This window comes from Streptomyces albiflavescens, from assembly GCF_014645835.1.
Lineage (GTDB): Bacteria > Actinomycetota > Actinomycetes > Streptomycetales > Streptomycetaceae > Streptomyces > Streptomyces albiflavescens.
Genome location: NZ_BMMM01000003.1, coordinates 307055 through 328634, shown reverse-complemented (window position 1 = coordinate 328634; position 21580 = coordinate 307055). Strand labels below are relative to the sequence as shown.

Annotated in this window: 17 protein-coding genes; 13 read left to right on the top strand and 4 right to left on the bottom strand. The window is 71.4% G+C overall.

Going from position 1 to position 21580, the window contains the following annotated elements; translation table 11 throughout:
• Positions 1 to 146 precede the first annotated feature (146 nt).
• Entirely contained in the window at positions 147 to 1130 is a 984-nt protein-coding gene (locus IEY95_RS10790) for a lysylphosphatidylglycerol synthase transmembrane domain-containing protein (protein ID WP_189185715.1), read from the bottom strand.
• Positions 1131 to 1271: 141 nt separating this feature from the next.
• Between IEY95_RS10790 and IEY95_RS10785 the strand changes: the two genes are divergently transcribed.
• Positions 1272 to 3194 carry an ABC transporter ATP-binding protein gene (locus tag IEY95_RS10785; protein WP_189186009.1) on the top strand — a complete coding sequence of 641 codons (1923 nt, stop codon included), beginning with the start codon at positions 1272 to 1274 and terminating at the stop codon, positions 3192 to 3194.
• Positions 3195 to 3615: 421 nt separating this feature from the next.
• Here the strand turns inward: IEY95_RS10785 and IEY95_RS10780 are convergent, their stop codons facing one another.
• Complete coding sequence (locus tag IEY95_RS10780) at positions 3616 to 4575, bottom strand: LysR family transcriptional regulator (RefSeq protein ID WP_189185714.1); 960 nt, start codon at positions 4573 to 4575, stop codon at positions 3616 to 3618.
• Between the two features lie 408 nt (positions 4576 to 4983).
• Here IEY95_RS10780 and IEY95_RS10775 point away from each other — a divergent pair, with 408 nt between their 5' ends.
• Together IEY95_RS10775 and IEY95_RS10770 are read left to right on the top strand one after the other, a co-directional pair.
• Complete coding sequence (locus IEY95_RS10775) at positions 4984 to 5499, top strand: SRPBCC family protein (protein ID WP_189185713.1); 516 nt, start codon at positions 4984 to 4986, stop codon at positions 5497 to 5499.
• A gap of 85 nt (positions 5500 to 5584) precedes the next feature.
• A complete protein-coding gene (locus IEY95_RS10770; protein WP_189185712.1) occupies positions 5585 to 6481 on the top strand; it encodes an NAD(P)-dependent oxidoreductase in 897 nt (298 codons plus the stop codon).
• 185 nt (positions 6482 to 6666) lie between these two features.
• Here IEY95_RS10770 and IEY95_RS10765 read toward each other — a convergent pair whose 3' ends face one another.
• On the bottom strand, positions 6667 to 7623 hold the full coding sequence (locus tag IEY95_RS10765) for a LysR family transcriptional regulator (protein WP_189185711.1): 957 nt from the start codon (positions 7621 to 7623) through the stop codon (positions 6667 to 6669).
• A gap of 115 nt (positions 7624 to 7738) precedes the next feature.
• Here IEY95_RS10765 and IEY95_RS10760 point away from each other — a divergent pair, with 115 nt between their 5' ends.
• The 6 genes from IEY95_RS10760 to IEY95_RS10735 are packed head-to-tail and all read left to right on the top strand — an operon-like array spanning position 7739 to position 14485.
• Positions 7739 to 8611: an FAD binding domain-containing protein gene (locus IEY95_RS10760; RefSeq protein ID WP_189185710.1), complete on the top strand. Its 873-nt coding sequence runs from the start codon at positions 7739 to 7741 to the stop codon at positions 8609 to 8611.
• A gap of 1 nt (position 8612) precedes the next feature.
• Positions 8613 to 9134 (top strand): (2Fe-2S)-binding protein, encoded by a 522-nt coding sequence (locus IEY95_RS10755; protein ID WP_189185709.1) that lies wholly within the window; start codon positions 8613 to 8615, stop codon positions 9132 to 9134.
• Positions 9131 to 11503 (top strand): aerobic carbon-monoxide dehydrogenase large subunit, encoded by a 2373-nt coding sequence (locus IEY95_RS10750; RefSeq protein ID WP_189185708.1) that lies wholly within the window; start codon positions 9131 to 9133, stop codon positions 11501 to 11503. The genes IEY95_RS10755 and IEY95_RS10750 overlap by 4 nt, the downstream gene beginning before the upstream one ends.
• A gap of 10 nt (positions 11504 to 11513) precedes the next feature.
• The gene (locus tag IEY95_RS10745; protein ID WP_189185707.1) at positions 11514 to 12440 is read left to right on the top strand and encodes an XdhC family protein; all 927 of its coding nucleotides are present in this window, start codon (positions 11514 to 11516) and stop codon (positions 12438 to 12440) included.
• Positions 12433 to 13344, top strand: a complete 912-nt coding sequence (locus IEY95_RS10740; RefSeq protein WP_189185706.1) for an AAA family ATPase — start codon at positions 12433 to 12435, stop codon at positions 13342 to 13344. The genes IEY95_RS10745 and IEY95_RS10740 overlap by 8 nt, the downstream gene beginning before the upstream one ends.
• Complete coding sequence (locus IEY95_RS10735) at positions 13334 to 14485, top strand: vWA domain-containing protein (protein WP_189185705.1); 1152 nt, start codon at positions 13334 to 13336, stop codon at positions 14483 to 14485. The genes IEY95_RS10740 and IEY95_RS10735 overlap by 11 nt, the downstream gene beginning before the upstream one ends.
• 194 nt (positions 14486 to 14679) lie before the next feature.
• Here the strand turns inward: IEY95_RS10735 and IEY95_RS10730 are convergent, their stop codons facing one another.
• Entirely contained in the window at positions 14680 to 15759 is a 1080-nt protein-coding gene (locus IEY95_RS10730; protein ID WP_189185704.1) for an AraC family transcriptional regulator, read from the bottom strand.
• A 217-nt stretch (positions 15760 to 15976) separates the two neighbouring features.
• Here IEY95_RS10730 and IEY95_RS10725 point away from each other — a divergent pair, with 217 nt between their 5' ends.
• From IEY95_RS10725 to IEY95_RS10710, 4 genes are all read left to right on the top strand, one after another.
• Positions 15977 to 17191: an MFS transporter gene (locus IEY95_RS10725; protein ID WP_189185703.1), complete on the top strand. Its 1215-nt coding sequence runs from the start codon at positions 15977 to 15979 to the stop codon at positions 17189 to 17191.
• A 342-nt stretch (positions 17192 to 17533) separates the two neighbouring features.
• On the top strand, positions 17534 to 18880 hold the full coding sequence (locus IEY95_RS10720; RefSeq protein ID WP_189185702.1) for a flavin-containing monooxygenase: 1347 nt from the start codon (positions 17534 to 17536) through the stop codon (positions 18878 to 18880).
• On the top strand, positions 18877 to 19755 hold the full coding sequence (locus IEY95_RS10715; protein WP_229702804.1) for an SDR family NAD(P)-dependent oxidoreductase: 879 nt from the start codon (positions 18877 to 18879) through the stop codon (positions 19753 to 19755). The genes IEY95_RS10720 and IEY95_RS10715 overlap by 4 nt, the downstream gene beginning before the upstream one ends.
• The gene (locus IEY95_RS10710; protein WP_189185701.1) at positions 19752 to 21173 is read left to right on the top strand and encodes an aldehyde dehydrogenase family protein; all 1422 of its coding nucleotides are present in this window, start codon (positions 19752 to 19754) and stop codon (positions 21171 to 21173) included. The genes IEY95_RS10715 and IEY95_RS10710 overlap by 4 nt, the downstream gene beginning before the upstream one ends.
• Positions 21174 to 21580 lie beyond the last annotated feature (407 nt).

The window sequence follows — 21580 nt, the reverse complement described above, 5'->3', positions numbered from 1 at the left end:
TCCGACGGTGTACGCCGAGGTTACCCCTCGGTATCGCGGCTGCCGGTGGCATGGACGGCCCGGGCCGGGAACGGATCGTCGGACTCCGGCCCCGGGACGTGACGGCCGGGGTCGTCCGAGGGGCGGGCCGCACATCCGGAGTTCGCCTAGATCACCTTCCAGCGGACCAGCGCCCCGAGGGTGAGAGCCCCCGGCAGCAGCGGCACCCACACAGTGATGATCCGGTACGCCAGCACCACCGCCGTCGCCACGGCCACCGGACCGCCCGCCGCGACCAGGGCGACGACCAGCGCGGCCTCCACCGAACCGATGCCGCCCGGCGTGGGCACCAGCGCGACCGCGACCGTCGCCGCCAGGTACGCGACCATCATGTGGGCCGGCGACACCGGCAGCCCCAGCGCCTGCCCCACGGCGGCCAGTCCGGCCGCCTGGAGCAGCGGGAACGCGAGCGATCCGCCCCACAGGGCGAGGGCCCGGGTCGGCCGGGTGTGCACCGAGCGCGCCTCGCCGAGCGCGGTGGACAGGAAGGAGAAGACGGCCGTACGCAGCCGCCGTACGAGGAGAAGAACGGTCACCGCCGCGACCAGCGCCACGCCGAGGCCGAGCAGGAGAGGGCCGATCGCCCCGTCCGGCAGGAGCGTCCCGATCCGCAGTGCCCCGGGGAACGCGATGAGCAGGCCGAGCAGCAGGCCCACCCGCGTGATCGATTCCGCCAGCAGGTACAGCGCGAGCGCGGCCGACGAGCGGGCGAGCGGCACGCCGCACACGGTCATGAACCGCAGATTGACCGCGCCGGCGCCCAGGCCGGTGGGTAGCAGATGGTTGGCGGCGCCCGCCGCGAACTGGGTGGCGAGCAGTCGATGCGGCGGCAGCCGCTCCATCACCGCGCCCTGGCGGGTGAAGGCCGCCGCGACCCAGGTCAGACAGGTCGCGCCGGCCGCGGCCAGCAGCCAGGGCCACTCCGCCGATCTCAGATGGCCGAAGCCCTCGATGAGCACGGACCGGTGGCGCACCGCGACCACGAGGACCAGAGCGAGCGGGAGCAGGCACAGGACCGGCCGGACGGCAGGCCGGAGGGAGAAGCGCCGGGGGAGCCTGGGGAGTCCCTGAGGGAGGCGTACGGCAGTCACATCGGGAGAGGCTTTCCACACCGCACCAACGTGGGGTTGCGGGCGTGGAGACGGCGGCTGACACGCCGGGCAAGGGGAGGGAGATGTCACCCGACGGTTGACCCCAACTTTGCTTGAGGTCCTAGTGTCTCTCGCATGAGCATGGAGACCACAGCCTGGACACAGCTGCACAGCGTCATGAACGCGCAGCAGGAGCGCCGCCCCTTCGCCCGAGCGACCCTGCGCCGCATCGCCGCCTTCGCCCGCCCGCACCGCCGCCGCATCGGGCAGTTCGTGGTGCTCAGCGTGGTGACCGCGCTGCTGGCCGTCGCAACGCCGGTGCTCGCGGGGCACGTCGTGGACGCGATCGTGTCCGGCGGCGACGAGAACACCGTCGTCCGTCTTGCCGTGCTCATCGCCGTCATCGCGCTCGCCGAGGCGGCGCTCGGGATTCTCGGGCGCTGGCTTTCGTCGACGCTCGGCGAGGGACTCATCCTCGATCTGCGGACGGCTGTGTTCGATCATGTGCAGCGCATGCCGGTCGCGTTCTTCACACGTACACGTACGGGCGCGCTCGTCAGCCGACTCAACAACGACGTCATCGGCGCCCAACGGGCCTTCAGCAACACGCTGTCCGGAGTCGTCAGCAACGTGGTGACGCTGTTGCTCACTCTCGTCGTGATGCTCACCCTGTCCTGGCAGATCACCCTGCTCGCGCTGGTGCTGCTCCCGGTGTTCGTGATCCCCGCCCGGCGGATGGGCAGTCGGATGGCCAAGCTCCAGCGGGAGGCGGCCAACCTCAACGCCTCGATGGGCACCCGGATGACCGAGCGTTTCTCGGCGCCCGGCGCCACCTTGGTGAAGCTCTTCGGGCGGCCCGAGGACGAGTCCGCCGAGTTCGCGGAGCGCGCCCGGCGGGTGCGGGACATCGGGGTCCGTACGGCGATGGCACAGTCGGCGTTCATCACGGCCCTGACGCTGGTGTCGGCCCTGGCGCTCGCCCTTGTGTACGGGCTCGGCGGATGGTTCGCGCTGCGCGACACCCTGGAGCCGGGAGCCGTCGTCTCACTGGCCCTGCTGCTGACCCGTCTGTACGCGCCGCTCACCTCGCTCGCCGGGGCGCGCGTCGAGGTCATGAGCGCCCTCGTGAGCTTCGAGCGCGTCTTCGAGGTGCTGGACCTGAAGCCGCTCATCGAGGAGAAACCGGACGCGAGGGAGGTGCCGGAGGGACCGGCGGCCGTGGAGTTCGAGGACGTCCGCTTCGCCTACCCCTCCGCCGACAAGGTGTCCCTGGCCTCCCTGGAGGAAGTCGCCGCGCTGGACACCCGAGGTGGCACGGACGTCCTGCGCGGCGTCTCCTTCCGCGCCGAACCCGGCCAGACCGTCGCGCTCGTCGGCTCCTCCGGCGCAGGCAAGTCGACCATCGCGCAGCTGCTGCCGCGGCTGTACGACACCGACGAGGGCGCCGTACGCATCGGCGGCGTCGATGTCCGCGAGCTGAGCGCCGAGTCGATGCGCGAGACTCTCGGCATGGTCACCCAGGACGGGCACCTGTTCCACGACTCGGTACGGGCGAACCTGCTCCTCGCCCGCCCGTCCGCGACCGAGGACGAGCTGTGGGACGTACTGCGCCGTGCCCGCCTCGAAGACCTCGTACGCTCCCTGCCCGACGGCCTCGACACGGTGGTCGGCGAGCGTGGCTACCGGCTCTCCGGCGGCGAGCGCCAGCGCATGACCATCGCCCGGCTGCTGCTCGCCCGCCAGCGCGTCGTCATCCTCGACGAGGCCACCGCCCACCTCGACAACACCTCGGAGGCGGCCGTTCAAGAAGCGCTCACCGAAGCGCTGGAGGGCCGCACGGCCGTGGTGATCGCGCACCGCCTGTCGACCGTCCGGGCCGCCGACGTGATCCTCGTCGTCGAGGCGGGGCGGATCGTGGAGCGAGGTACGCACGAGGAACTGCTGGCGGCCGAGGGGCGGTACGCGGAGCTCTACCGGACGCAGTTCAGCAAGCCCGGGACGCGCGACGCGGCGCACGCCGCCGACGTGACGGACATCGCCACGGCGGGCGAGGCGGTGGCTTGACCGAGGCCGCGGCTGCCGGAGAGGCCGTTGCACGGCACCCGTTCTTCCCGGTGCCGGCAGTCCATGACCACCGGATCGCGGGTCCGGCACGCCACCGCTGCCGGCCGCTGCGGGGTCCGGCGTCACGGTCAGGCGTCGCCGCGCGACGCCTGACCGCTCATGGCGCATCGTGCCGCACACCGGCGATTCGGCCCAGCGGTGGAGGAGTTCGCCGCGCCGGGCGGGGCTGGTGTCGCGCCAGGCCGGCAGCGCCTGCTCGGCGGCCCGTGGGTCACAAGCGAAGGTTTCGTTTGCGCGCTTCATGAAGTGGCCGAGGGGGAGCGGGAGTTGTTGCGGATTGGCGACGGTACGAGGCATTGCCTCGGGCCATGCGAAGTCCGGCCTTCCGGGACGGACTCGGAGTTCCCGTGTCAGCGCCCCGCTACCAGTCACGGGCGGCGCGCTGCAGGATGTCGCGGACCCGTATCACGTCCGGGTTGGCTTCGGAGCCCGGCCGCTGAACGAGGAACAGGGTGTTCAGCGGCGGCTCCTCCGGTTCATGGAGGAGGGTGAGACGGCCGAAGTCCAGGTATTCCTGGCACAGTGAACGGGGCAGCACGCTGAAGCCGGCTCCGGCGTTGACCGCGGACAGGACCCCGTACAGGTTCGGCACCGTGACCGCGGCGCGGTCGGCCAGCTGTTTGCCGAAGACGTTCCGCCAGTAGCGCCGCACGATGGGCAGGTCCTCGGCGTAGGTGACCAGGGGGACCTCGCGCAGGGCGGCGCACAGATCGTCGGCCTGGTCATGTGCGGCGACGCGCTGCGCCCAGGAGGGGGCGGCGACCAGCACGTACTCCTCGTCGGCGAGCGGCACGGACTCCAGGGCGCGGCCGCGGGGCCGCCGGGTGGCGATGACCAGGTCGTGCCGGCCCGCCCGCATCTCCTCCAGCAGCGGCTCGGGCAGCCCTTGCCCGACTCGTAGCTGCACACCGTCGGCGACGAGGGGGACCAGGGCGGGCAGGACACGCACGCACAGCAGCTCCGAGGGGCCGGCGAGGTGCACGGGCGCGGTGTGCCCGGCCAGCGGGCCGCCGCCGCCGTCGAGGGCGGCGAGTGTGTCGAGCGGACGCGCGATCTGGGCGGCGAGTTCGTGTGCGAGGGGTGTCGGTTCCACACCACGGGGCAGCCGGGTGAACAGCTCGCGGCCGGTCTGCTGCTCCAGGGTGCGGATCTGTGCGGTCACCGTCGGCTGGGACAGCCCGAGCATCGGCGCGGAGGCGGTGAAGGTACCGGCGCGGTAGACGGCCAGGAAGGTGCGCAGCAGGTTCAGGTCGGCGTGCGCCGGGAGCTGCCTGCCGGCGCCGGGCGTGGTCGCCGCCGTGTCGGGCGTCCGGTTCTTCATGACCACCATCGTAGCCACCGTTGGCATCGGAGTTCCGATTGCTGTGATCGGCTCTTCTATTGGTAATCCGATGATCCGCGCACCTAACGTCGTGGATGTCGCCACGAGGCCGCCCGGTCGCGGCGCCCGGCGGGACCGGTGACGATTTCAGCCAGAGCCCACAAGGAGCACACTTGGCGAAGATCCTTTTCGTGGTGACCGGCGTCGACCAGTGGACGCCGGCCGATGGCATCGCGCGCGCCACCGGCTTCCGGGCCGACGAGGCCGTCGTCCCTCACGAGGCGTTCAACTCGGCCGGCCGCAACGTCGTCACCGGTCAGAACCCGCCGCCTCCGGCCCGCTCGTGGACCAACCCCTCAAGAAGCACGCCTGATCCCCGTACGCGGGCCCCCTCGAAAGGACCCCTTCATGACCACGCAGAACGCGATCAACTGGCCCGAGAAGTACCTCCCCGGTACCGGCGACAACTTCGTCTCCAACGAGATGATCGTCCAGGGCATCACGGCCGCCCAGGTCTGGCACCACCTGATCGACACCTCCGAGTGGGAGGGCTACTACGACAACGTCGCCGACATCTCCTTTCCGCAGGGCGGCGGCCCCGAGCTGAAGGACGACCTCGTCTTCAGCTTCGGCACCTTCGGCTTTCCGCCCCTGGCCGCGCACGTCGTGGAGTTCCAGGCCCCTGCCGAGGGCGTCCCGGGCCGCCTGTCCTGGACAGCGCAGCAGGACGGCAGGCCGGAAGAACAGCTCGACGTGCTGCACGCCTGGCTGGTCGAGGATCTGCCCGGCGGCCGGGTCCGCATCCTGACTCAGGAGACCCAGATCGGGCAGCCCGCCGCGGCCCTCGCGGGCGAGCGGCCCAACCCGATGCTCAACGGCCACCAGGCGTGGCTGGACGGCCTCGTCTCCGCCGCCTCCAGGTAACCGCACTCCAGGAGCGCCCCCGGCCTTCGGGGGCGCGATCGAGCTCGAGCCCCCACCGCACCGTAGGAACAGGGAAGTTGACGTCATGACCGACAAGCTCACCGTGAGCGTCCTGGGCACCGGCATCATGGGCGCCGCGATGGCCCGCAACCTCGCGAAGGCCGGACACTCCGTGCGCGCCTGGAACCGCAGCCGGGACAAGGCCGAGCCGCTGGCGGCGGACGGCGTGTACATCGCGGAGAACCCCGCGGACGCGGTCGAGGGCGCCGACGTGGTGCTGACCATGCTCTACGACGGCCCGGCCGCCCTGGACGTCATGCGGCAGGCAGCCCCCGCCCTTCGCCCCGGCACCGCCTGGGTGCAGTCGACCACCGCGGGCCTCTTGGCGATCGCCGACCTGGCCGCCTTCGCCCACGAGCACGAACTCGTCTTCTACGACGCTCCGGTTCTCGGCACCCGTCAGCCCGCCGAGGCCGGTCAGCTGCTCGTGATCGCCGCGGGGCCGAGCGTGCACCGTGACGAGGTGACCCCGGTCCTCGACGCGGTCGGCGCCCGCACCGTGTGGACCGGCGAGGACGGCGCGGCCGGCAGCGCGACGCGGCTGAAACTGGTCGCCAACAGCTGGGTCATCGCCACCACCGCCGCGGCCGGCGAGGTACTGGCCCTGGCGCAGGCGCTCGGCGTCGATCCTCAGAGCTTCTTCGACGCCATCGGCGGCGGCCCGCTCGACATGCCGTACCTGCGCGCCAAGTCCGCACTGATCCTCAACGAGCAGCTGTCTCCGGCCCAGTTCGCGGTGGCCACCGCCGCCAAGGACGCCCGCCTGATCGTCGAGGCCGGCGAGCAGAACGGCGTGCGCCTCGACGTGGCCGCCGCAAGCGCCGACCGCTTGGAGCGTGCCGCCGCGCAGGGCCACGCCGACGAGGACATGGCCGCCGCGTACTTCGCCAGCTTCGACTCCGGCGAGAAGCCGTCCGCCTGAGCAGGGAGGAAGCCCCGTGTCCAAGCCGCCACTGCCCCCGAGGCCGTAGAACTGCCGCGCCGCCCCAACCCAGCGTTCCGCCTGAGGCACCTGCGCCGCGACCCGGGTTGGCGGGCCCGACGTCCGAGGGCTCGGATGGCGGCAGAGCGTCCCTACTGGCCTGCGTCGGCCCATCGCCTGCTCTTTCACGCGCCCCAGAGCGTGACGTACACCGGGGGCCGGAACCGGGACGGTGGGACACCCGCGCCGGGCGCGCGCATGATGCGGGTCGCTGCGGGGGTGTGCAGGAAGTGCAGGAACGCGTCGGTGGCCGGGGAACGGTGCTCGGGTCGCAGGACGGTGGCGTGCCACGTGGCGTCCGACGGCGTGGCCGGGGTCTCCAGCATGCGCAGCTCGTCACGCCGGATACGGGGCGACACCAGATGGGCCAACGCCGGCGCCACCCCCGCGCCCTCGGCAGCGGCCGCCCAGGTCGCGGTCTGGTTGGGGAACACCCACACGTGTCGCTCGGTCACACCCAGCCGACGCAGCAACCGCCCGGAGTCCGCGTCCGGATCGGTACCGGAGGCGTCGACCAGCCACGACCACAGCGGCGGCGGACCGGCCGGCCGCGGTGCCCTTGCGCCGGTCACCACGACCAGCTGGGTGCGGAACAGCGGCTCGCCGACCACTTCGCCCTCACGGCTGGCACCCAGATCCGGCCCGAGCGCGACGTCGGCCAGCCGGCTCTCCACGAGCACGCGCATCTCCTTGCCGCTGGCCACCCCGAAGGAGGTCTCGGTCCTGCGCCCCGCGCGGCCGGCAAAGGCTTCCATCAGCGCCGGGAGCACGAACTCGGCCAGCGTGCTCGTGGCGACGACCCGCAGCTCGTCAGGCGCACCCCGCGCCGCCCGCACCGCCGCCTCGGCATCCGCGCTCAACGCGACCATCCGCGACGCGACCGGCAACAGCCGCGCCCCCGCGGGCGTCAGGCGCATCCCACCGCTGGGGGAGTGCCGGATGAGCGGATCGCCGAAGTGGGTGCGCATCGCGGTGAGCGCCTGCGACACCGCGGACTCGCTCACGCCCAGAGTCCGTGCCGCGGCGCCCACCGAACCGAGCCGGGCAACCAGCACGAAGGTGCTGAGCTGTGTGACGGTCACTATGCGATTTTCCTGCGTTTGGACTGATAAGTGAATACTTATTGGCCCATTGCACGGCCGGTGCGGAAGAGCGCAGCATCACTGCACAGCGGGCACAGCGTTCCAGGAGGGCCCGATGCAAGTTCCAGCCGCGTTCCAGTACGAGACGGCCACCAGCCTCGAGCATGCGATCGAGCTGCTCACCCGGTACGGCCCCGACGCCCGGGTGGTGGCGGGCGGACACAGCCTGCTGCCGATGATGAAGCTGCGGCTGGCCCAGCCCGAAGCCCTGATCGACATCAACGGCCTCGGCGAGCTGGCGCTGATCCGGGTGGACGGGCACGAACTGTCCGTGGGAGCGATGGTCCGCCACGCGGAGTTGCTCGCCTCACCGGTCGTCGGCGAGCACTTCCCCATCCTGCGGGACGCGGAACGGGTGATCGCCGATCCGCTCGTACGCAACCGCGGCACCGTGGGCGGCTCGCTCTGCCAGGCCGATCCGTCGGAGGACCTGTCCGCGGCGTTCTCGGCACTGCGCGCGACCCTTGTCGCCCAGGGGCCCGGCGGCAGGCGCACCATCGGGATCCGGGAGTTCTTCTTCGGGCCGTACGAGACCGCGCTGGACGAAGCGGAGCTTCTGGTGGAGGTCCGAGTGCCCATCCGTTCGCACGCCAGCGCCTACCGCAAGGTCGAGCGCCGGGTCGGTGACTGGGCGGTCGTCGCCGCGGGAGCGGTACTGGAGATCTCCGACGGGGTGATCACCGAGGCCGGGATCGGGCTGACCGCGGTGGGTGCCCCACGGTTCGTGGCCGAGGAGGCCGAGGACTTCCTGCGCGGCGGACGGCCGGACGACGAGGGCTTCGCCGAGGCGGGCCGGATCGCCTCGCAGGAGTGCAGGCCGGCAGCCGACCAGCGCGGCCCGGTCGACTACAAGCGGCATCTGGCCGGGGAGCTCACCACACGGGCGCTGCGCGCCGCCGCCGCCCGTGCCCAGGGGCAGGAGGCGTGACATGCGGATCACCGTGACCGTGAACGGCGAGCAGCACACGAGGGACGTCGAGCCCAGGCTGCTGCTCGTGCACTTCCTGCGCGACGAACTCGGGCTCACCGGTACCCACTGGGGCTGCGACACCTCCAACTGCGGGGTGTGCGCCGTCTGGTTGGACGGGACGCCGGTCAAGTCCTGCACCGTGCTCGCGGTGATGGCCGACGGCCATGAGGTGCGGACCGTCGAGGGCTTGGCGCACGGAGCCGAACTCGACCCCGTGCAGCAGGGATTCGTAGCCTGCCACGGGCTGCAGTGCGGCTTCTGCACGCCGGGGATGATGATGACCGCCCGCTGGCTGCTCGACCACAACGCGGATCCGTCCGAGGAGGACATCCGCAAGGCCATCTCCGGACAGGTCTGCCGCTGCACCGGTTACGAGAACATCGTGCGCTCCATCCGCTGGGCCGCCGAGCACGGCGGCGGGGCGCGCACCGCCGACGCGGCCACCGAGTCGGAGCCCGGCCGCGAGGAGGTGCGGGCATGACGACCACCGAGGAACGGCCGGTCGGCTTCGGACGGATGCCCCGCAAAGAGGATGCGCGGTTCGTCCGCGGCCACGGGACCTACGTCGACGACGTACGGCTGCCCGGGATGCTGCACGGCGCCATCCTGCGCAGCCCGCTGGCGCACGCCCGGATCCTGTCCGTCGACACCAGCGCCGCCGAGGCGCACCCCAAGGTCAAGGCCGTGATCACCGGAGAGACCCTGGCCGGTCTCGGGCTGGCCTGGATGCCCACGCTCTCGTACGACAAGCAGGCCGTGCTCGCCACCGACAAGGTGCGCTTCCAGGGCCAGGAGGTCGCCTTCGTCGTCGCCGAGGACCGTTACGCCGCCCGGGACGCCCTCGAACTGATCGACGTGGAGTACGAACCGCTCCCGGCGGTCGTCGATGCCCGCCGAGCGCTCGACCCGGACGCGCCGGTGATCCGCGACGACAAGGACCAGCAGACCGACAACCACATCTTCGACTGGTCGGCGGGCGACAAGGAGCGAACCGACGAGGTCTTCGCGGCCGCCGACGTCGTGGTGGAGCAGGACATGCTCTACCCGCGGGTGCACCCGGCGCCGCTGGAGACCTGCGGCACCGTGGCGGACATGGACGCCATCACCGGGAAGCTGACGGTGTGGTCCACCACCCAGGCCCCGCACGCCCATCGCACGATCTACGCCATGGTGGCCGGCATCCCGGAGCACAAGATCCGGATCATCTCGCCGGACATCGGCGGCGGCTTCGGCAACAAGGTCGGCATCTACCCCGGTTACGTGTGCGCGGTCGTCGGCTCGATCGTCACCGGCAAGCCGGTGAAGTGGGTGGAGGACCGCTCGGAGAACCTGATGAGCACCTCCTTCGCCCGCGACTACCACATGCACGGCGAGATCGCGGCGACGAGGGACGGGAAGCTCCAGGCCCTGCGGGTCCGGGTGATCGCCGACCACGGCGCCTTCAACGCCACCGCGCAGCCGACCCAGTTCCCGGCCGGCTTCTTCGGCGTCTTCACCGGCTCGTACGACCTGGCCGCCGCGCACTGCGCCGTGACCGGCGTCTACACCAACAAGGCGCCCGGCGGTGTCGCCTACGCCTGCTCGTTCCGCGTCACCGAGGCCGTGTACCTGGTCGAACGGATGGTCGACCTGCTCGCGGCCGAGCTCGGCGAGGACCCGGCCGAGCTGCGGATGCGCAACCTGCTGCGGCCGGGGCAGTTCCCGTACCGGACGCAGACCGGGTGGGAGTACGACTCCGGCGACTACCCGCGGGCCCTGCAGCTGGCGATGGACATGGCGCACTACGAGGACCTGCGCAGGGAGCAGGCGGAGAAGCGCGAGCGCGGCGAGCTGATGGGTGTCGGGGTCAGCTTCTTCACCGAGGCCGTCGGCGCCGGCCCGCGCAAGCACATGGACATCCTCGGCCTTGGCATGGCCGACGGTGCCGAATTGCGCGTTCACCCGACCGGCAAGGCGGTGCTGCGCATCTCCGTGCAGACCCAGGGCCAGGGGCACGAGACGACCTTCGCGCAGATCGTCGCCGAGGAGCTGGGCATCCCGCCCGAGGACGTCGAGGTGGTGCACGGCGACACCGACCAGACCCCGTTCGGGCTCGGTACCTACGGCTCCCGTTCGACGCCGGTGTCCGGAGCCGCGGCGGCGATGGTCTCGCGCAAGGTACGCGAGCGCGCGAGGCTCGTGGCCTCGGCGATGCTCGAAGTGAACCCGGACGACCTGGAATGGGAGAAGGGCCGCTGGTTCGTCACAGGAGACCCCGACCAGGGAAGGACCATGGCCGAGATCGCCCTCGCGGCACACTCCAATCTGGAGCTGCCCGAGGGTGTCGAGGGCCAGTTGGACGCGACCTGCGTCTACAACCCGCCTAACCTCACCTTCCCCTTCGGTGCCTACATCTGCGTGGCCGACGTGGATGCGGCCACCGGCCAGGTGAAGGTCCGCCGGTTCGTCGCGGTGGACGACTGCGGCAACCGGATCAACCCCATGATCGTCGAGGGCCAGGTGCACGGCGGGCTCGCCGACGGCCTCGGCATGGCACTCATGCAGGTGATCGCCTTCGACGAGGACGGCAACTGCCTCGGCGGGTCGTTCATGGACTATCTCCTGCCCACCTCGGTCGAGTGCCCGTCCTGGGAGCTCGGCGAGACCGTCACCCCCTCCCCGCACCACCCCATCGGTGCGAAGGGCGTCGGCGAGTCCGCGACGGTGGGCTCGCCCGCCGCGGTGGTCAACGCCGTGGTCGACGCGCTGAAGCCGCTCGGCGTACGCCATGTCGACATGCCGCTGACGCCCGCCGCAGTGTGGCGAGCCGCCCAGGGCCGGCCGCTGCGCACCGACCTGGCGATCACCTGAGGCCCCCGCGATGACGAACACCGAACTGCTGACCCGGGCGGACGTGCTCCGGCACGGCCGGACCCCGTTCGTCCTGGCCACCGTCGTGCACGCGGAGCGGCCCACGAGCGCCAAGCCCGGGGACAGCGCGCTGGTGCTGCCCGACGGCACCGTCGAGGGCTTCGTGGGCGGCACATGCGCCGAGACGACGGTGCAGCTGCAGGGCCTGCGGGTGCTGGAGACCGGCGAGTCGCTGCTGCTGAGGATCACGCCCACCGCGGACACCGGGGCCGGAGGCGCACAGGAGCCCGGCGAAGGCCTGGTCACGGTGGCCAATCCCTGCCTGTCGGGCGGGACGCTCGACATCTTCCTGGAGGCCAACCTTCCCCCGGCGCTGGCGTACGTCTACGGACACGCCCCCATCGCCCGAGCCCTGCTCGACGTCGGTCGTGTGCTCGGCCTCGACGCCCGGACGGCCTCGCCAGGGGAGCCGCTGCCACCCGATATCGACGTCGTCGTCATCGCCACGCACGGTCGCGACGAGGAGACCGTGCTGATCGAAGCCGCGCGTGCCGGGGTCCCGTACATCGGTCTGGTCGCCAGTCCGAAGCGAGGCGCGGCGGTGCTCGCCGGGCTGGACATCACCGAGGAGCAACGCGCGCGCATCCACACCCCGGCCGGGCTGGACATCGGCGCGCGGACCCCGGCGGAGATCGCGCTGTCGGTGTACGCCGAGATCGTCGCACTGCGGCCGCAGGCGGCCCGGGCCGCGCAACCTGGAGCAGAGTCCACCGCGCCGCAGGCCGTGGCCGAGGACGTGGATCCCGTGTGCGGCATGACCGTGGCGATCACGCCCGCCACTCTCTCACTGGACCGGGCCGGCACCACGGTGTACTTCTGCGGGCCGGGGTGCCAGCACGCCTTCGCCGACGACCCCTCCCGTTACGCGCATGCCTGACCTCGACCCCCTCGTACCCGACGTCCCCGCCCTGCGCTCGTGTCTGGACGCAGTCGGTTACCTGGCCGACGACGCCCTGGCCACGGCATTGCTGCTGGCCGTGCGCATGCGGCAGCCGATCCTGCTGGAGGGCGAGCCCGGCGTCGGCAAGACCGAGGCGGCCCGCGCGCTCGCCGCCGTGCTGGACACCCCGCTGATCCGGCTGCAGTGCTACGAGGGCCTGTCCTCGGCCGAGGCCCTCTACGAGTGGAACTACCCCCGGCAACTGCTGGCCATCCGGCTGGCCGAGTCCCGTGGGGAGCCCCTGCGGGACGCCGACCTGTTCACCGAGGACTACCTGCTGCCACGGCCGCTGCTCGCCGCGATCTCCCACCCGGGACCACGACCGGCCGTGCTCCTCATCGACGAGGTGGACCGCGCCGACGACGAGTTCGAGGCGTTCCTGCTGGAGCTGCTCGCCGATGCCGCGGTCACCATCCCCGAACTGGGCACCCGCACGGCCGCGGTACCCCCGGTGGCCGTGCTGACCTCCAACCGCACCCGGGATCTGCACGACGCGCTCAAACGCCGCTGCCTCTACCACTGGATCGAGTATCCCGACACCGCACGAGTCGCCGCGATCATCCGCAGACGGGTGCCGGAGTCGGCCGAGTGGCTGGCCCCGCGCGTGGCCCGCGGGGTGGCGCGCCTGCGTGCCCGGCAGGAGCTCACCAAGCCGCCCGGCATCGCCGAGGCGATCGACTGGGCGGGCGCGCTGCACGCGCTGGGGCTCACTGTTCTCGACGCCGACGCCGCCGACCGCACCCTGGGGGCGGTGCTCAAGTACGCCGAGGACCTGGAGGCCGTGCGCCGGGCCGGACTTGCGGAGCTGATCGACGCGGAGGCAGGCTCCGATGCCTCCTGACCTACCGGAACTGGCAGCCTCGTTCACCGCCGCCCTGCACGACGCGGGGATCGCGGTGGGCCCCGACCGTACCCGGAGCTTCGCTCGGGCGCTCACCCTGCTGGCACCGTCGACGACGCGCGAGCTGCGGAACTGCGCGCTCGCCACCCTGGTGTCCGACCGCGAGCAGATCGAGCCGTTCGACGCGGTCTTCCGTGAGGTCTTCGGCGGCTCGGCCGACCGTGGAGCACAGCGTGGGCAGCCCGGCGACCCGGCCCGATCGCCCGCGCACACCGTTGCCCATCGCGTCCCCGGCACCCGGAAGGCCACCCCGGACGGACGCGGCCGGGAGACCGACGAGCAGCCGCGGGAGGCTCCCGTACCCCTCGCCGCCAGTCCGCTCGACCGTCTCGCGAGCCGCGACTTCGCGGACCTGTCCGCCGAGGAACTGGCGCGGCTCTCCGAGGTGATGCGCACCCTTGTGCTGCGCACCCCGACCCGGCCGTCCCGTCGGCGCCGCACCGCGCACCACGGTGCGCGCATCGACGTGCGCCGCACCCTCTCCGACAGTCGGCGCACCGGCGGATACCCGCTGCGGCTACGCCGCTTCGTGCCTCGCGCCCGCCCCCGCGACCTCGTCGTGCTCTGCGACATTTCCGGATCGATGGAGCCCTATGCCCGCGCGATGCTGCAACTGCTCTACTGCGCGGCCCGTGCCGCCCGCGCGGAGGTCTTCACCTTCGCCACGCGGCTCACACGCCTCACGCCCGCCCTCCGGCGGACCGGGCCGGACGACGCGCTGGCACGGGCCGGACGGGCGGCCCCGGACTGGTCCGGGGGCACCCGCATAGCGGAGTGCCTGGCGGAGTTCAACGAGCGGTTCGGCCGGCGCGGTATGGCGCACGGCGCCGTGGTCGCCATCATCTCCGACGGCTGGGACACCGGCGCGCCCGCCGACCTCGCCACCCACATGGCGCGGCTGTCCCGGGTCGCCTACCGCGTCGTATGGGTCAACCCGCGCACGGCAAGCCCGCGCTACCGTCCGCTCGTGGCCGGCATGGCTGCGGCACTGCCCTACTGCGACGCCGTCGTCAGCGCCCACAACCTCGCGGCCTTGGACGACTTCACCGCCGCTCTGTCCGCCCCACGCCGCCGCCGATGACCCTGCCCGTCCCGTGCCGGGCCCAAGAAGGCGCCGGGAGGCCGGGTCCGAGGCAACCCGCGCTCAGCCGATCCTCCCGACATCACTCATTCAGGTTCGGTAACCGGCGATGGGCGGCTGTGTTGCGCGCCGACGGATCCGACGTGGACTGTTGTCCGGCCTGACAGTCGGGCAGCCGAGCACCGCTGGGGCGATCAGCGACCGGTGGGCGCCTCCCGCTCCAGCAGTCCCGTGCGCAACTCGAGCGGGGTGACTCCATGCCACCGGCGCACCGCCCGCCGGAGTGCACTCACGTCGGCGAAGCCCGCCTGGCGTGTGATGTCACGGAGCGTCAGTTCCCGTCGCCGTAGCAGTTGTTCGACCTGCTCACGGCGTACCCCGTCGACGATCGCCTCGTACGTGGTGCCGCACTCGGCCAGGCGACGGCGCAGGGTGCGTTCGCTGGACGCCTGCCTGCGGGCCTGCTCGGGGAACGAGGGGACGGCCGGAAGGCTCTGCGCGATGGAGATCTCCAGCACCTCGAGCAGGTCCTGCTGGTCGCGCCGTGACGCCATCTCCGTCTCCAGCACGTCAAGCACCGAGGCGTAGGTGATGGGGTCCCGCCCCGGCATGGCCGCACGGGCCCACCGAGTGGGGATCACCATGCGGTTGCCGGCGGCGTCGAAGCGCAGTGGGCAGCGGAACAGTTCGTCGAACGGGCGCGTGTCGCGTGGGGCGGGGAAGGCGAACTCGACCGTCTGCGGGGCGAATGTGGCGCCGACGCTCAGACGGGTGAGGGTGACGACGCTGGAGTACGCCTCCTCGACCAGGAAGGCGGCGACCGTCGGATCCAGTGCGGGGTCCGGCAGATCGGCGCGCAACACGTAGCCGACGTCCTCCCAGCGGGCCGACCACACCGTCATCGCCCCGGAAACGTTCTGATAGCGCACGCCGGTCTCGATGGCGTCCTGAAGAGTGTCGGCTGCCATCATGGCCAAGCCGATCAGCCCCCACGCGGTCAGGTGCTGCGCCGCGCCCACGCGCAGCCCCAGGTGCTCGTCCCCGGTCAGCCCGACCGCCTGGCGGATGACGTCACTGCCCTGCCGGTAGGAGACCCGCAGCGCGGCGGAGCCCATCACCGTCGGGTCCAGCCCGACCCGGGTCAGCAGCGGCTGCAGGTCGACGCCGTGCTCTTCGGCGACCCGGGCGAGGTAGCGGAGGATGTTGGGCGCGATGGTGGCCGAGGTGCTGCGACTCGTTCCCGGAGCGGTGACCGGGGCGGGAGCATCGGGCATCGCGTTCCCTCTCACCAGGGCGTTTCTCGCTTCACTGTAAGCAGCCGGCCCCCGCCTGTCGCGGGCGTGGCCGCCAAGGCCCCCATTTCGGCCTCTGGCGCGCTGCACGCGGCCTTTTCGCCCTCCCTACCTTGTGCGGAACCCGCCCGGCTTGCCCAGCTTGCCGTCCGTGACGCATGGGACATCGACGCGAGAGCGCCAGAAACGAAGGCTCACCATGACTGCACCTCTTCAGACCCCGGCTCGGCGACGATTTGTGCGCCGGAGCCCGCTTGCGGCGGCCCGACGGGGCGTGGCGACGGTGTTCGCCGCTCAGGGAGCAGCGGTGGCCGCGGTGTCCACTACGGTGCCCGCTGTCAAGGAGCGTCTCTCGCTCTCTCCGCTGACGATGACCGTGCTCGTTGTGGCAGTCGCGTTGAGCGCGGGCGTCGGCAGCTTCGCCGGACTGGCCGTGATCCGGCGTCTGGGGCTGGTCGCCGCCATGCGGGCCGCCGTCGTGGCGACCGCCGCGGCTCTGCTGCTGATCGGCTGGGCTCCCGACCGGGCCGTGGTCGCGCTGTCCTACGGGTTGTTCGGCATGACGCTGGGTTGCATCGACGTGTCGGCGAACACCCGGGCCGCGGCCGTCGAACGCCACTACGGCCGGAGCATCTTCGCCTCCTTCTACGCCGCCTGGAGCGCAGCCGGCGTCGCGGCCGCCCTGCTGACCGCGGGCACGGCTCACCTCGGCCTGCCCGCCGAGTACACCCTGACCGCACAGGCCGGCCTCGTCCTGGCCCTCGCCCTGACCGTCCGCTCGCACGCGCTTCCCACAGGCTCACCGATCGCCGTGTCCGACCATGGGGAGTCCCATGGGGAGTCTGTCGTGCTCGGCCGCGGACTGTGGGTCGAACTCGCCCCGTTCGGCCTTGTCCTCCTGGTCGCTTATGTCATCGACTCCACGGTCTCGTCGTGGTCCACGCTCTATCTCCACCAGACCCTGGACACCGCCCTGTCCCTCGCACCTCTGGCCTATGCGGCCTACCAGGTGGGCACCGTCACCGGGCGGGCCTGCGCCGACCATCTGGTACGCGCGATCGGCCCGGCGGCCGTGATCCGTGCCGCCGCCCTGCTCACCGCCACGGCCCTGGCCGGATTGGCAGCCGCGCCCTCCTGGCCGTACGCGGTCCTGGCCGCCGCGTGCACCGGGCTCGGGGTCTCCGCACTCGTCCCCCTGTGCCTTGCCTCCGCCGGACGCCTGCGACCGGGGGCGATCGAAGCGGTCCTGGCCCGCATGAACGTCTTCAACTACATCGGTGTGCTCACCGGCGGGGCCGCCAGCGGAATCCTCGGGTCCACCGGCCACTTCCGACTCGCCTACGGGATACCCGCCGCACTCGTCCTCGCGCTCCTGACGACCGCACGATCCTTCCACCACCGGTTCAGGTCGTAGGGCGCGTGTAGCCGCTGCCGGGCTTTCCCGAGCGCAGTGGCGTAACCGCGACGCCGCCGGAAACACCCCGCCCAGTTGAGGCTGTGCACCTACCGGCACGTGCAAGCGGTACGACCCAGCACGCGGCCGGCAACACGAGCCGGCGTGCTGCGGTGAGCCCTGCCGGGCCCGCGCCCTGTTCCGGCCGGAGCCGGACGACTGGGCAGCGTGGGCGGCAAGCGCCTGGCCGCCCAAGCCCCCTCTTTGACCGCACGGACCATTTCCCGCTGAACTGCAGATGAATAAGTTCTTTTCAGCCCTTCAGAAATGGGACCGCAAACGGCTGGAAAAGGGATCTGGTTTATGGGAAATATCCAGTACGACACGTGCGTGATCGGAGCGGGACCTGCCGGGCTGGCAGTCGCCAGAGCCCTGATGGAGCGGAATCTGCCGTACACGCATCTTGAACGGCACACAGGGCCCGGCGGCATCTGGGACATCGACAACCCCGGCAGCCCGATGTACGAGTCGGCCCATTTCATTTCCAGCAAGACCCTCTCGGGCTTCGGAGGTTTTCCCATGCCCGACGAATTCGCCGATTATCCCCCGCACCGGCAGATCCTCTCGTACCTGAGGTCCTTCGCCGACGCCTATGAGCTGACGGAGCGCATTCGGTTCGGCGTCGAGGTCGAAAGCGTCGAGAAGAACGCGGACGGCACTTGGGCGGTCACCCGGACCGACGGACGGCAAACCGTGCACAGCCAGGTCGTGGTGTGCACGGGTTCCCAGTGGCACCCCAACGTCCCGGAACTGCCCGGGAATTTCACCGGCGAGGTCCGCCACACGGTCGGCTACCGCAGCGCGGAGGAACTGCGCGGCAAGCGGGTCCTGGTCGTGGGAGCGGGAAACTCCGGCTGCGACATCGCCTGCGACGCGGCCCGCAGCGCGGACCACGCGGTGATCAGCATGCGCCGCGGCTACTGGTTCATCCCCAAGCACCTCTTCGGCCGGCCGGTGGACACCATCGCCAACAACGGGCCGCATCTGCCGATGTGGCTGGCACAGCGGGTCTTCGGCACCCTCCTGCGCATCATCAACGGCGACCCGACGCGCCTGGGCCTGCAGAAGCCCGACCACAAGCTGTTCGAGACCCACCCCGCGATCAACTCGATGCTGATCCACCACCTCCAGCACGGCGACATCAGCGCCAGACCGGGGATCGCCCGCACCGAGGGCAGCACGGTCCACTTCACGGACGGCACCCGCGACGACTTCGACCTGATCCTGCTGGCCACGGGTTACGTCCACAAGGTGCCGGTCGCGCAGAAGTACTTCGGCGACGAGCAGCACCCCGACCTGTACCTGTCGTCGTTCTCCCGCGAGCACCAGGGCCTGTGCGGAGTCGGCTTCGTCGAGACCAACTCCGGCGCGTACCAGCTCTTCGACACCCAGGCTCAGCTGATCGCCGGGCACATCCACGATGCGGCGCACCGGCTGCCGAACGCGGAGCGATTCGCAAGCATGATCCGTACCGACCGCCCGGACCTGTCCGGCGGCATCAAGTTCGTCGACTCGCCCCGGCACACCGGCTACGTCGACAGCGCGGCCCTCGTGAAGCACCTCGCCAGGATCGCGGCCGAGATGGGCTGGCGCACCGAAGGCCGGCCGCCGCGCGTGCGGTCCCTGCGGGACGCGGAGGCGGTGTCGTGAGCGGCTTCGACTTCCGTGACAAGGTCATGCTGGTGACCGGCGGCGCCGGCGGGATCGGCAGCGCGGTGTGCCGTCGTTTCGCCACCGGGGGTGCCCGCTGCGTGGTCGTCGACATCGACGAGGCCCGCGCCAAGCGGGTCGCCGTCGAGCTTCCCGGTGCCGGCCACACCGCTCTCGGCTGCGACCTGGTGGACCGGGCCCAGGTGGAGCACCTTTTCGATCAGGTTGCCGACGCGTACGGCCGTCTCGACGTGCTCGTCAACAACGTGGGAATGACCAGCGCCGAACGCTTCGACGTGCGCAGCGTCGAGAGCATCGAGCAGGAGATCACCCTCAACCTGACCTCGCCGCTGGTCGCCACCAGGATCGCTGTCCCGTTGCTGCAAGCCTCCCGGGATGCCCGCGTGGTCACCACCGTCTCCCTCGGCGGGATCTTCCCGCTGGGCGAGACCCCGATCTACACGGCCTCGAAGTTCGGGTTGCGTGGGGCGATGCTCGCCCTCGGGCTCGACCTGCGGAGCAAGGGCATCCTGGCCGGGTCGGTGTTGCCGTCGGCAACCGACACCCGGATGCTGCGCCAGGAGGCCGTGGACGGCGGGAACTCCATGCAGTTCCAGGATCCGCCACAGCAGCCCGCCGACGTCGTGGCGGCCGTGGTGAGCCTGCTCGACAAGCCCCGTCTGGAGGCATACCCCCGGACCGGTGAGTCCCGTCTGGTCCGGTTCGCGATGCTGGCGCCGAACCTGTTGCCAAAGGTGCTCCCGCTGTTCCGTCAGAGGGGTGAGCGCGGCATGGCCCGCTATCTGGAGGAGCTGCGCCGCCGGGGACTGGCACGGCAGATCGATGGACGTTGGGAACTGGTGGAGGAGAAATGACCACAGTCGAGAGCCCCGCCACGCTGAGCGTCGTCAACCCGGCCACCGGGGAGCTGATCACCACCGTGCCCGCCACCAGCGCCGAAGAAGTCGCCAAGGCGGTTGAGCGGGCCCGGCAGGTCTTCGCATCCGGCGTGTGGTCGCGGCTGCCGGTCCGGGAGCGCAGCGCGGTGCTGCTGCGACTCGCCGACCTGATGGAACGCGACGCCGGGATCCTGGCCCGGCTGGACAGCGAGGACGCGGGAAAGCCGATCACGGAGTGCCTCACCAGCGACGTACCCGGCGCTGTCGAGTCGATCCGCTGGTTCGCCGAAGCGGCCGACAAGGTGTTCGGCAGGATCGCCCCCGGCGGGAAGGACGGCCTGGGCCTGATGAGCCGGGAACCGGTGGGGGTGGTGGCGGCGATCCTGCCCTGGAACTACCCGCTGGCCATGACTGCGTGGAAGGTCGGCCCCGCCCTCGCCGCGGGCAACTGCCTGTTGGTCAAGCCCGCCGAGGCGACCCCGCGCTCGGCCCTGCACCTGGCCGGACTCGCTGCCGAGGCCGGCCTTCCCGAGGGGGTCCTCACGGTCCTGACCGGCCACGGCTCCGTCACCGGCGCCGCCCTGGCCCGCAGCCCCGTCGTGGGTGCCCTCTCGTTCACCGGCTCCACGGGGACCGGGCGCCGCATCCTCAAGGACGCGGCCGACAGCAACTTCAAACGCGTCTCGCTGGAGATGGGCGGCAAGAGCCCCCAGGTGCTGATGGCCGACGCGCTCGCCTACGGGGACGAGCTCATCGATCACATGATCGAGGCCGCATTCCTGACGATGGGGCAGAACTGCACGGCCGGTTCCCGCGTCCTGATCCACAACAGCATCGCCGACGAGGTACTGGAGCGGTTCACGACCGCCGCGAAGCGCCTGGTCATCGGCGATCCCGCGGACCCTCGCACGCAGGTGGGGCCACTGATCAACCGGGCCGCCTTCGACCGGGTCGCGGCGGCGGTGGAAGCCGCCCGGGCCGATGGAGCCCGCATTCACACCGGAGGGCTGCCGCACGGCCTGCCGCAGCGCGGGGCCTATTACCCGCCCACCGTGATCACCCACGCTCCCGAAGGCAGCGATGTACTCACCAAGGAACTGTTCGGGCCCGTCGTCACCGTCCAGACCTTCACGTCCGAAGACGAGGCGATGTACCTGGCGAACGCCACCGAATACGGGCTCGCCGCCTCGGTGTGGACCCGCGACCTCGACGCCGCCCTCAGGCTGGCACGCGACATCCAGGCCGGCGTCGTCTCCGTCAACGCCTACAGCGAGGGCGACATCACCACACCCTTCGGCGGCTGGAAGCAGTCCGGGTTCGGCGGCGTGGAGAAATCGACCAACGCCTTCGACCAGTGGACCCGGGAGAAGACCGTCTGGATCCGCACCCGGTGATCCCATCGCCACACCGGTGTCGACCGCACAGAAGTGCGCTCACGTCGGGAAGTCGGCCTGAGCATTCGTCAGGAGGGTCAGCAATGGGTCAGTGTGCGTCCTGAAACGCCTGGAGACAGCTGAGACGGCGGCGCCTGCCTCGCCGTGCCTGCCGCGGCAGGGTGCCCGTGTGCCCCGGCTGTTGTCCGCCTACGCGCGCCAGGCACCTGGCCGTACTCCACGCCGGGCAGACGACCACGTCCCGCACCGGACACCCGGCCAGGCCCCACCCCAGGCAGGCGACCATGCTCCGCGCACCCGGCCGTGCCCCCGCGTCGGGCAAGCGACCAAGCTCCACGCCGGGCACGCAGCCATGCCGTCGCCGCAGGGCCGCGTCGAACGGGGATGCTGCGAATCACTCGTCCGTC

Coding starts and splice junctions, on each gene's coding strand:
- IEY95_RS10770 (WP_189185712.1), top strand. CDS start 5,585: ATGACCGACAAGCTCACCGTGAGCGTCCTGGGCACCGGCATCATGGGC.
- IEY95_RS10785 (WP_189186009.1), top strand. CDS start 1,272: ATGGAGACCACAGCCTGGACACAGCTGCACAGCGTCATGAACGCGCAG.
- IEY95_RS10725 (WP_189185703.1), top strand. CDS start 15,977: ATGACTGCACCTCTTCAGACCCCGGCTCGGCGACGATTTGTGCGCCGG.
- IEY95_RS10735 (WP_189185705.1), top strand. CDS start 13,334: ATGCCTCCTGACCTACCGGAACTGGCAGCCTCGTTCACCGCCGCCCTG.
- IEY95_RS10720 (WP_189185702.1), top strand. CDS start 17,534: ATGGGAAATATCCAGTACGACACGTGCGTGATCGGAGCGGGACCTGCC.
- IEY95_RS10755 (WP_189185709.1), top strand. CDS start 8,613: ATGCGGATCACCGTGACCGTGAACGGCGAGCAGCACACGAGGGACGTC.
- IEY95_RS10750 (WP_189185708.1), top strand. CDS start 9,131: ATGACGACCACCGAGGAACGGCCGGTCGGCTTCGGACGGATGCCCCGC.
- IEY95_RS10730 (WP_189185704.1), bottom strand. CDS start 15,759: ATGCCCGATGCTCCCGCCCCGGTCACCGCTCCGGGAACGAGTCGCAGC.
- IEY95_RS10740 (WP_189185706.1), top strand. CDS start 12,433: ATGCCTGACCTCGACCCCCTCGTACCCGACGTCCCCGCCCTGCGCTCG.
- IEY95_RS10775 (WP_189185713.1), top strand. CDS start 4,984: ATGACCACGCAGAACGCGATCAACTGGCCCGAGAAGTACCTCCCCGGT.
- IEY95_RS10780 (WP_189185714.1), bottom strand. CDS start 4,575: ATGAAGAACCGGACGCCCGACACGGCGGCGACCACGCCCGGCGCCGGC.
- IEY95_RS10710 (WP_189185701.1), top strand. CDS start 19,752: ATGACCACAGTCGAGAGCCCCGCCACGCTGAGCGTCGTCAACCCGGCC.
- IEY95_RS10745 (WP_189185707.1), top strand. CDS start 11,514: ATGACGAACACCGAACTGCTGACCCGGGCGGACGTGCTCCGGCACGGC.
- IEY95_RS10760 (WP_189185710.1), top strand. CDS start 7,739: ATGCAAGTTCCAGCCGCGTTCCAGTACGAGACGGCCACCAGCCTCGAG.